This is a genomic window from Acinetobacter sp. ATCC 27244, assembly GCF_000156555.1.
Classification (GTDB): Bacteria; Pseudomonadota; Gammaproteobacteria; order Pseudomonadales; family Moraxellaceae; genus Acinetobacter; species Acinetobacter haemolyticus.
On sequence record NZ_GG665950.1, the window covers coordinates 5,593 to 16,621 of the forward strand.

The following is an 11,029-nucleotide window of genomic DNA, read 5'->3' on the forward strand; positions in this document are numbered from 1 at the left end:
GAAACTATGCACTGCCTTGGCGAATTCTTTTTAGGTTGTGTGTTGGTGGCCGGAATTTTGGTGGGTTGACTGCCAGTAAGAAGATTATCTATATCCAAGCACTGCCTGCCTTGGTCGCTTTAATTGTCGTCAATTTATTTTAATGCGGGTGCTATGCAGCGTTTGAGCTTTGTGTTTTAATGCCCTCAGTTTGAGATGAGCCTCATACAGTATATCGGACGATACGATATACGACTAAGCCCCTTAATTGGGGCTTTTTTATGTCGATTAAAAACTAAAAAATAACTGAACGGCTTAGGTTTGGTCGAGACCTAACCATTGACGTTGCTGATAGGCGCTGTCCCAAAACAACCATTCGAGTTTTGCGCCCATGGTATAGGCTGCATGCATTTTCGCTAAAGTATCTGGGTCGCAACGCGCGGCAACTTTATCTACAGTCGCAATCACATTTGCTACGGCAGTATTAAACTCTTCACCTGCATAGGTATCAATCCATGCTTGGTAGCGATTGTTGGCGACAGATTGATTGACAATATCCTTACCGACTTCGGCATAGATCCAGAAACAAGGCAGTAATGCTGCCAAAACCACGGGATAACTTTCTGACCATGCTGTGGCGGTCAAGAAAGAGGTGTAGTGATGGCAAGCCAAAGTTAAAGGTGTGTTTTCAAACTCAGTTTTGCTAATGTGGAATTCTTGCATAAAATCATTGTGCAAACTACGTTCAACAATGATGGCAATCTTTGCCGCTTCGGAAAATTGAATCACATCATCGGCATCATAGGCTTTGGCTGCAGCGATCGCGAGTGCACGACCATACGCCAATAAATAATGCGCGTCCTGAATCACATAGTGGCAAAATGCTTTTGGATCTAATGTGCCCGCTGCTAGTTCTTGATTGAAAGGAAGGGCTAATATTTTTTGGTATAAATCGTGGTTTTGCTGCCAAAGCGCTTGTGAAAATGCCATGAAATGAACCTGCAGAATGATAAAAATGAATTTTGTCCAAACTATAACAGAAGTCCGTTTTATGCTGCTTGAATCTGCAAATAAGTCCAACAATCTTTTCTATCTTTCGGTTAAAACTCGCCTACAATAGAGCCATTTTTATAACCCAATAATTTTGTCTAAAAGGCAGCTCATGAAGCATTTCCGTTTTTCCATATTCTTCACCATTGTGTGTTTAGCACTGTCTGCGTATTGGGGTTATACCCATGGCCCAGAAGCTGGCATTTCAACCATGTTAAAGGCACTCACCATTACCGTCATTTTGGCGATTATGGAAGTTTCTTTATCTTTTGATAATGCTGTGGTCAACGCATCCGTCCTGCGCAATTGGGATCACTTCTGGAAGATGTTGTTCCTCACCGTTGGTATTCTCGTTGCTGTATTCGGCATGCGTTTAATTTTCCCGATTTTGATTGTTGCTGTCACTGCTGATATGGGCATGATGGAAGTGGTGAAATTGGCGCTCAATGATCCGAAGTCCTACTCTGAACGTTTAATGGAGCATCATCCTGAGATCGCAGCCTTTGGTGGGACATTCTTACTCATGGTGTTTTTAAACTTCTTTTTTGATGATGAGAAAGAAACCCATTGGTTCCGTTGGATTGAATCCAAACTGGCACATTTAGCCAGTGTGCCTGCGATGTCAGTTTTTATTGCATTGGTGGCGATGTTGATCATGGCGGCACATGTGGACGAAGCAAAGCGTCTGGTGGTGACCATGGCGGGCATCTGGGGCATCGTGGTATACATCGGTGTGAAAGTTCTGAGCCACTTATTGGGTGGTGAGCCTGAGGTGGACGACAATGGCAATGCTGTGACGCAAGGTGCAGATGGTGCGTCGAAGGGTGTGGTAAAAGCAGGGATTGGTGGTTTCTTGTATTTAGAAGTGCTCGATGCATCATTCAGTTTTGATGGCGTGATCGGAGCATTTGCGATTACCAGTGATGTCGTGATCATTATGTTGGGTCTTGCAATTGGTGCAATCTTTGTCCGTTCCATGACCATTTATTTAGTCGAAAAAGGCACATTGGATGCCTATATCTTCTTGGAGCATGGTGCGCATTATGCGATTGGTGCTTTAGCATTTATCATGATTGCAAGTGGTACAGGTTTACATGTGCCAGAAGTTGTGACAGGTTTGATTGGCGTTGCCTTTATTGTTTGGGCGGTGATTGCCTCGATACAGTATAGTAAGCGACAGCAGCAACTCTCTTAAGTTTGGATTCAGTTCAAACGACTAAGATGATGAGGGACGGTAACGTCCCTTTTTGTTTTTTGGTTATGTTTTTTTCAACGCTTTGCGAGCGGATGGCTTATAATCCGTTCAGCCAGTTTTAGTGTCTTAAAATGATGAATGCTTTAGAACGCCGTTCAACCTTTGCCTTAAGTAGCATTTTTGCCTTACGCATGTTGGGCTTGTTCATGATTATCCCTGTATTTGCAGTTGCAGGGCAGTCTTATCAATATGCAACGCCTGCATTGATTGGTTTGGCTGTCGGGGTATATGGGCTGACTCAGGCACTGTTACAGATTCCATTCAGTTTGCTTGCCGATCGCTTTAGCCGTAAGCCATTGGTGGTACTTGGCTTATTACTCTTTGCCTTGGGTGGTGCGATTGCGGCGATGTCTGAAACGATTTATGGCGTGATTATTGGCCGTGCGATCGCAGGGGCTGGGGCTGTTTCAGCTGTGGTGATGGCACTGTTGGCAGATGTCACACGTGAAGAACAGCGAACCAAAGCCATGGCGATTATGGGTATGAGTATTGGTTTATCCTTTGTGGTTGCCTTTAGTTTAGGGCCTTGGTTAACCAGTTTGGTTGGGATTTCAGGCTTATTTTGGGTGACCACGTTAATGGGCTTGATTGCAATTGTCATGCTCTTACTGGTTCCCAAAGTCACACGTCATCATCGCAACTTCCAGCAAGGTTATTTGCCACAGCTTAAACAAGTGATTCAGATGGCCGACCTGAATCGACTGCACATTTCTGTATTTGCCTTACATTTGCTGTTAACGGCCATGTTTATCTATGTGCCTTCGCAGTTGATTGAGTATGCTCAAATTCCATTATCACAACATGGTTGGGTTTATTTACCATTATTGTTGATCAGTCTGTTCTTTGCATTTCCAAGCATTATCGTGGCAGAGAAGTATCGTAAAATGCGTGGCATTTTTCTCTCCGCTATTGCAGGGATTATTGTTGGTTTATTTATTTTGATTTTTGGTTATGAATCAAAATATGTATTACTTGCAGGTTTGGGGATTTTCTTTATTGCGTTTAATGTGATGGAGGCTTTATTGCCTTCATGGCTGTCTAAATCTGCACCCTTACAATCTAAAGCCACCGCCATGGGGATCAATGCCAGTGCCCAATTTTTAGGGGCATTCTGTGGCGGGATTTTAGGTGGTCAATTGATCATGTTACAGAATACTGCACTGGGTTGGAGTGTGCTCACGGTCATTGCTATACTATGGCTGCTGATTAGTTTTCGTCTTGCTCAGCCGCGTTATTTAACTTCAGTAGTGCTTGCACTGCCTGAAATGCAAGAAACGGACGAGTGGACTTCAAAACTTTTGGCAATTCGTGGTATTGAAGAAGTGGTGGTGATGCCCGAACAACAAGTTGCTTATATTAAGGTCGATAAACAGTGTTTAGATGATGCTGGGCGACAAGATTTAACGCACTTGATTGGCAAAGAGGTAGCCATTTAAGCATAACTCTTATAAAGTAAAACATAGAAATAGATAGGATGAAGACAGCTAATGCGTGGTGTGAATAAAGTTATTTTAGTCGGTACTTTGGGTAAAGATCCAGAAACAAAGACTTTTCCGAATGGTGGCTCGCTAACACAGTTCTCGATTGCAACAAGTGAATCGTGGACAGATAAAAATACAGGCGAACGTAAAGAGCAAACAGAGTGGCATCGTATTGTATTGCATAACCGTTTAGGTGAAATTGCACAGCAATATCTTCGCAAAGGTTCTAAAGTCTATATCGAAGGTTCACTACGTACCCGTCAATGGACTGACCAAAATGGTCAAGAGCGCTACAGCACTGAAATTCGCGGTGATCAAATGCAAATGCTTGATTCACGTCAGCAAAGTGAACAAAGCGGTGGTGATTTCAATCAACCACGTTTTAACAATAATCAAGGCGGTGGTTACCAAAATACAGGTCATAACAACAATCAAAATGGTTATGGTCAAGGTGGTGGTTTTAATGGTGGTAATCAAGGCAATTATGCAGGCAATCCACAAGCGGGTAATGGTTTTAATACACCAAAGTCTGCACCACAACCTGCTGCGACAGCACCTGCTGATTTAGATGATGATTTGCCATTCTAGTACACCCTAGAGACTATGTTTTGTAAAGTTTATTAAATTATTCTTTATTAGTAGTTAGTTACAAATAAAATTTACAGATACTAGAAATGGTTCTGTAAATTTTTTTACTTATATCTTATGATATTTAATACTTAGATATTTTGTTAAATTTAACTATGATGTCTGTTAAAAGATTTGTAATGAGTAGTGGTGAAAGATTTGCTGTTCTTTTGAATAGTGATGGTGTTCCTATGACTTATCCAAATTTATATACGATCATTCATTTAAGAAATCGTGGTCAATCAATCAATACTATTACAGCTATTCTGGAAGATATTAAGTTGCTGTTTCAGTTGTTGGATAAGTTAGGAATTGACTTGGAACAAAGGATAAAAAGTAAAGATTTTTTAAAACTAAACGAAATAGAAGCTATAGTAAATTTAACCAGTTTCAATCGTAGTCGATTAGGTGGGGCAGATTCAAAAAAAAAGATCATAAGTTTTCCAAAAAGTAATAATAAAGAGCGATCTAGAGCAAAATTGGTTGTTACTCAGGACTATGTATCTAAACAATTAATATATCGGCGGTTAACTAATTTTGCTGAATATATTGGATGGTTTGAGACTCATCTTCATTCATCAGCAATAACAAGTACAAAACGTTTGTTAAAATCTCGTAGACCTCGTAAGTCCATGGATATTCAGTCTGAATACAAATCTTTTGATAGTGATCAATTAAATAAAATTTTCAAGGCGGTTGATCCTGATAATCAGAATCGTATCTGGACATCAGATTATCTTACTTATAGAAATGAGCTAATTATCTATTTGTTTTTATATCTTGGATGTCGTAAAGGTGAATTATTAAATTTAAAGCTTACAGATATAACCCCTTCTCAAGGTGGTACATCGTATCTTACTATTAAGCGTAATCCTCATGATGTAAGTGATTCTAGGCTATATCAACCTTTGGTTAAAACTAGAAGTCGATCAATTGCAGTCAATCAAAATCTGAAGAAAAAATTAGAAACTTATATTTTAAATTATAGGTCAACAGTACCTAATGCAGAGCTAACAGACTTTTTGATTTTATCAAATAAAGGCCAGCCTTTATCAATCAATGCCTTAGATAAAATCTTTTCTGAAATTTCTAAAGTTGTTCTATTCAATGTACATGCTCATGCATTTAGACATACTTGGAATGATAAATTTTCTGAGAAGTCACACATCCTAGTGGAAACAGGAAAAATAACAGAATCACAAGTTGAAAATGATCGTGCATATCTGATGGGATGGATACCTAACTCACAAAGTGCAAGAAGATATTCAAGACGTGCAGAGAATAAGCGTGCTGTAGAGATTTTTTTAAGTATCCAAGAAAAATTTGAGGATGAAAATGAATAAATCAATTCAAATCGATAGTTTCGATGAATTACAAAATACCTTTACCTCATTTAAAGGTTATAAAGTTGATATTTATGATGATATATGGGTGTTAGATATTAATCAGCAAGTAAATATGTCGAATCTCTCGAAATTTTCGGAGGAAGTTAGGTCTGATGTTTTAAATACCTTTATACACTTTGCTAAATATAGCTCAAGCACACATGCTACAGAAATGATCCGCTATGCACTTAAGTATCCCGATCTGACAGGAGAGTCAGAAATTACTTTAAAAGGAATTTTAGAATATAAAAACTATTATAATGATAAGAAATACGAATATAAGTTAGCAAAATTTAGAGTTTTTTTAAAAAAACTCTATGATTTGGGTTATTCCTCAGTAGATGGTGAAATTTACGATTTAATAGACTCATGGAGATTAAGTGGCAATGACAAAGGAGTAGCAGTCCTTTCCCTTGATCCAGATGAAGGCCCATTTAGCTCATTTGAATTTCAAGCAATTATTACTAGAACCAACGAATATTTAGCAGAAAATAAGATCTCCTATTATGAGGCTGCTTTAATTCGTATTTTTTGTGCGACTGGTAGAAGACCCATCCAGATTGCAGGATTAAAGGTGAAAGATCTATACGTTTCAGATAAATATAATTTTAATGATACAAATGAAGTTCATATCCTTAACATTCCGAGAGCTAAAGTTAGGGGTGCTAGTGGATTCAGATTTGCTTTTAGTGAAGTGGGAATTCGTGAAAGTATTGCGAAAATTCTATTTGAGCATATTCAAATTTTAAAGAAGAAATTAACTAAACAGATAAAGCGAGCGTTATCTGAACAAGAGTTTGCAGAGTTACCACTATTCTATGATTTTGAGAAATTAGCTAATCTGGATTGGGGCAATCAGAATGAAATTTCAGAAATTTTATCAAAGGAAATTGTTCATTTACCTACTGTTGAATTAACTCAAATATTGAGAGATGCTGTGGTGAAGCTTGGAGTCCGTTCTAGAGAAACTGGTAAACCAATACATATAACTGCATATCGGTTTCGCTACACGCTTGGTACAAATGCTGCTAGGCAAAAAGCAGGCGTGAATGTTATTGCAAAGCTGTTAGATCATCATGACACCCAGAATGCGCATTGCTATGTGCAAAGTATTCCTGAAATTGCACAGCAAATATCATCTATCATGGATGAAAGTTTACGCAAATATGCAGATGCTTTTCAGGGAAAAGTTGTAAAGGATGAGATTGAGGCTCAATCACAAGTTAAAGATGCGAATAGAATTTCTTATGTAGAACAGGATTGTGATGTCGGCTCATGTGGTACACATCAATACTGTAACGATTATGCACCAATCGCATGTTATCTGTGTAGTAAGTTTATGCCTTGGGCAAATGCACCTCACCATCTAGTTCTAGAGCAATTAATAAAAGAACGAGATGATCTAATTGCGATGGGGTGTAGCCTTGAAGTCGCTGCCGTGAATGATCGAACAATTATTGCCGTTCAGCAAGTTATTGATGCCTGTGAGGAGTTTAATCATGGATAATTTAATATATTTTCCATCTGACAAAATCCAATCTCCTTACTCCGAAATTAAGCGGTTTATTGATTTTGTTAAACAATTATCAGAATTAAATGAAGATATTAGATTTGATGAGAATTATTGGAAAGGCGAAGTAAACTTTGTCAAAACAGGTATTTCATCCAAAGATAGATCACCTGAAAATCTTTTGCATCATTCAATTCTAGAATTTGCCAAGGCGTATGTTAAGTATCAAAGGACTAATAGTAAGTTAAAAACTCAAGATACAATTCTTTCAATTCGAGCAATAGAACAAATATGTTTAGACCGATATGGTGAAGTTGATTTAACTAAATTGGTTATTGCAGATTTTGACTTAGCTGCTGAAAATGCAAAGGTAAACTATAAAGCGGGTACTGCTTATCATGTTGGTAGGCAACTAAAGATTCTATTGGATTTTCTTCGCCAATTAAAAATAGTTGCTTTACCAGATTGGAAAAGTCCAATTAAAAAGCCTTCTGAAAAATCAATTGTGTTAGATGCAGAGTCAGAGGAACATCGAGCTTCTAAACTTCCAGATGAGGATGCGATTTTTGCATTAGCTGATATTTTCTCACGAAAGGATTCAGAGTTGTCAGATAGAGATATTTTTGTCACCAGTGCTGTGAGTTTGCTTCTAGCTGCGCCAGAACGAGCATCAGAGCTATTTTTCCTAAAGCATAATTGTATCCACGAGGAAGAAGTCCAAACGCTTTCTAAGAGCAGTTTAGGGCTTACAGCAGATGGTTCTAATATTGAGACAGTATTAGGTATTAGGTGGTATGCTCAGAAAAATTATGGGCATGACATTAAATACATTCCAAGTGTCATGATCCCAACGGTAAAACGGGCTATTGAACGTTTGATTAAGATGTCAGAAAAGTCTAGACATTTAGCATATTTGCTTGAGACAAGTGATAAATTTCCAAGACATGAGCTTTGTCCTAAAGTGCCTGATGATCAGTTCTTAAAGCGTTCTGAGGTACTATTAGCGATGGGGTTGGATATATCTTCTTATGAAAACTCGAATAACGCGAGTAATGCTGGTATAACCTTTTTAAAAACTAGAGGTATTCCTATTAGTGATTACGAAGTCTGCCTGAATGATTTAAATATTATTCTGCGAAATAGACTACCTAAAGGTTTTCCTTATATACCTTTTAAAACAGGTAATGGTATTCAGGTTAAATGGTCAGAAGCCTTATTTTGTTGTTTCGCAAACCAATTCCATAGTGATAAAGCGACTATTTTCTCAGAATTATGGATACCACATATTGATACTTTAAATGAAGATTTATCACCAACCAAAAAGAAATTAAGAGGAAAAGATGAGTTATCAAATGTCCAATCTATTTTTCAACGGTGGGGATATGGTGACTATAGTATGTCTACCCATCAGTTTCGACATTTATTGAATACGATAGCAAATACCAATGGAATGGATAGCATGTTACTCGCTAAATGGTCAGGGCGGGCTGATATGAAGCAAAATCGAGTATATGACCATACTTCGGTTGAAGATCGTAATTTTGGCTTAATTGAGATGCAGAAAAATGAGGTTGGTACAGTAAATACAGATAGTGCATTTACATTTCAGATCGCTACACCTCGTACTCTACAAGAGCTAAATACCAAAACAACATTGTCCATGCACACTACCGAGTTTGGTCTCTGTACACATTCCTATATTGATGAACCCTGCTTAAAGTATAGAAACTGTCTTAATTGTACAGAGCATGTCTGTATTAAGGGTAATGCAGAAAAGAAAAAACGACTTGAAGATCGACTTAGAAAAGAAAAAATCTTATGGGCAAAGGATAAGGAGGCTGTTAGTAAAAATGTTACTGGTGCAACGGTCTGGTTGCAAACTAGAGAGCTTACAATTAAACGTTGTGAACAGATGATTACTCTACTGGATGATCCAAACATTCCCGATGGAACACCTTTGAGTTTGCCCCCTTCTGAAGATGTTACACATCTCGATTTAGCATATCAAAAAGCAGGTCGTAAACGTATCCCTGTTATTGAGAATACTCAACGTAAAAAGATCGAGGATGAACCACATTTGCTCAGTCCTGCATTGCAAATGGATTTATGGATTTGATATGGCACAGCATTTAACCGATCATGACATCGAAAATATTGTTGAGCTTCTTGATTATTGGCCTCTAGATGAGAAATTGACTTGGGAGCGGCTATGTCAGGCCATTGAGCTACAGCTCGAACTTGTGCCTGCACCAACTCGTCAAACTTTACAAAAATATGTGCGGGTAAAGAATGCCTATGATCAATGCAAAAAACCAAAATCTACACAGGTTAAAAGTAATTCAGCAAAGAAATTACCTGCTAGTTTAAAAATTGCTCAAACTAAAATTGAGGCTTTGGAAGCTAAGAATGCCAGATTGGAAAAAGAGAACGCTATGTTATTGGAACAGTTTGTAGTGTGGCAATACAATGCCCACAAGTATGGACTAAGTATTGTTAAATTGAATGAACCGATGAGCAAAAAAAGTTCGGATTGATCTAATTATAAAAAAACATCATGTTTCAGTTGGTTGATTCCATCAATTGTAGTTTAATGATTTACTTTATAAGAAATGGGTGATTTATTTTGCTCTTTTAAGTATTTTTGAAATATATAAATGGAGTTTTTTTGATATGCCTGCTACTAATAAGCCCATAATTAATACTGATGATGAAGCAATTTGTAAAGGTCTTTATAATTTCCTCTCACAGCAAAGTATTTTATTTGGAAATATTGATGTCTTTTTTATGGGTTGTAGTCGCTCAATTAATCATTTAAAAATAATTGTTAGCCTTTTAGGGAGATTTAAAAAAAAGATAATACCTCTTGTTTTGAAAGCGTAATTCTTGTAATACCTCCAGTTCTGTCTCTGGAATTAGATTTAGAAAAATTATATAATGATTGTGAAATATTAATAAACTCAAGGTTTAAATTTAATCAAGAATTACCATTGAGTGAGCGATTTAAAATCGTCTTGCCAAATGATATGAAAATATCAACACTTTTATCATTAATACAAGATAGTCCAACGAACTCCATAGTTATTGTTCATAATGCTGTGTTATATCGATCAGATGCTTTGGAAAATCAAGAAAATGTACCAGTACTTTTTGAAGATTTATGGGTTCCACATCTTACTGATTTAGTTTTTAAAATTGCTAAATTATTAGAAAATAAAGAAATTTACATTATATTGAATGCAGGTGAAAAGCCTACATTTCATCAGACATTCAATGAACAAACAAAAAATATTAAAAATTTAGCAGTATTGGGGATTAAAAGGGAAAATGATGCCGAAGATATTTTAAAGGAAAATATCAATAGTTGGACAAAATTTTTAGCACAGGGTAGATTGGGGCAGGCTCTAAAATGTATTGAAGACTTGCCTGAATCATTTGAAATTGAGAAGAAGATTCAGAAAATTCAAGTTCTATTTAATGCTGGGTTAACACAGCTTGCGGTGAATGAAATTGAGTCATTAGATTTTAATGATTCAATTTACGACGCCAGTGGATTTATAAAACTTGCTCAAATTACAAACTCAGAGGGAAGTGATTTATTAACAGTAAAGTTACTTAACAAGGCCTTAGATGGACTAAAAACTAAAGAGGAATTAGAACTCGCACTTTCAATTTCAGAATCTATTGAAAATACGGAATTACAGACTAGTATTGCTTCTAAATTATTAAAATTTTATCCAGATTC

General features: G+C 37.1%; 10 protein-coding genes and 1 pseudogene. 10 read left to right on the forward strand and 1 reads right to left on the reverse strand.

The window, feature by feature from the left end; translation table 11 throughout:
* Nucleotides 1-143, forward strand: a pseudogene (locus HMPREF0023_RS16480) (DUF1304 family protein); the annotation flags it as partial.
* 151 nt (nucleotides 144-294) lie between these two features.
* Here HMPREF0023_RS16480 and tenA read toward each other — a convergent pair.
* Complete coding sequence (gene tenA / locus HMPREF0023_RS02160) at nucleotides 295-969, reverse strand: thiaminase II (protein ID WP_008941060.1); 675 nt, start codon at nucleotides 967-969, stop codon at nucleotides 295-297.
* Between the two features lie 172 nt (nucleotides 970-1,141).
* Between tenA and HMPREF0023_RS02165 the strand changes: the two genes are divergently transcribed.
* From HMPREF0023_RS02165 to HMPREF0023_RS16645, 9 genes are all read left to right on the forward strand, one after another.
* Nucleotides 1,142-2,224 carry a DUF475 domain-containing protein gene (locus HMPREF0023_RS02165; protein WP_004641480.1) on the forward strand — a complete coding sequence of 361 codons (1,083 nt, stop codon included), beginning with the start codon at nucleotides 1,142-1,144 and terminating at the stop codon, nucleotides 2,222-2,224.
* 131 nt (nucleotides 2,225-2,355) lie between these two features.
* On the forward strand, nucleotides 2,356-3,720 hold the full coding sequence (locus HMPREF0023_RS02170; protein ID WP_004641478.1) for an MFS transporter: 1,365 nt from the start codon (nucleotides 2,356-2,358) through the stop codon (nucleotides 3,718-3,720).
* Nucleotides 3,721-3,771: 51 nt separating this feature from the next.
* Nucleotides 3,772-4,353: a single-stranded DNA-binding protein gene (ssb, locus tag HMPREF0023_RS02175; protein WP_004641476.1), complete on the forward strand. Its 582-nt coding sequence runs from the start codon at nucleotides 3,772-3,774 to the stop codon at nucleotides 4,351-4,353.
* 155 nt (nucleotides 4,354-4,508) lie between these two features.
* On the forward strand, nucleotides 4,509-5,735 hold the full coding sequence (locus HMPREF0023_RS02180) for a site-specific integrase (RefSeq protein ID WP_008941061.1): 1,227 nt from the start codon (nucleotides 4,509-4,511) through the stop codon (nucleotides 5,733-5,735).
* Entirely contained in the window at nucleotides 5,728-7,284 is a 1,557-nt protein-coding gene (locus HMPREF0023_RS02185; RefSeq protein WP_017396153.1) for a site-specific integrase, read from the forward strand. The genes HMPREF0023_RS02180 and HMPREF0023_RS02185 overlap by 8 nt, the downstream gene beginning before the upstream one ends.
* On the forward strand, nucleotides 7,277-9,403 hold the full coding sequence (locus tag HMPREF0023_RS02190) for an integrase (protein WP_008941063.1): 2,127 nt from the start codon (nucleotides 7,277-7,279) through the stop codon (nucleotides 9,401-9,403). The genes HMPREF0023_RS02185 and HMPREF0023_RS02190 overlap by 8 nt, the downstream gene beginning before the upstream one ends.
* A gap of 1 nt (nucleotide 9,404) precedes the next feature.
* Nucleotides 9,405-9,821 carry a hypothetical protein gene (locus HMPREF0023_RS02195; protein WP_008941064.1) on the forward strand — a complete coding sequence of 139 codons (417 nt, stop codon included), beginning with the start codon at nucleotides 9,405-9,407 and terminating at the stop codon, nucleotides 9,819-9,821.
* A gap of 136 nt (nucleotides 9,822-9,957) precedes the next feature.
* Nucleotides 9,958-10,167, forward strand: coding sequence for a hypothetical protein (locus HMPREF0023_RS02200; protein WP_034437207.1), 210 nt, complete (start codon nucleotides 9,958-9,960; stop codon nucleotides 10,165-10,167).
* A gap of 107 nt (nucleotides 10,168-10,274) precedes the next feature.
* The coding region (locus HMPREF0023_RS16645) for a hypothetical protein (protein WP_190319059.1) at nucleotides 10,275-11,029 on the forward strand (755 nt) is incomplete at its 3' end.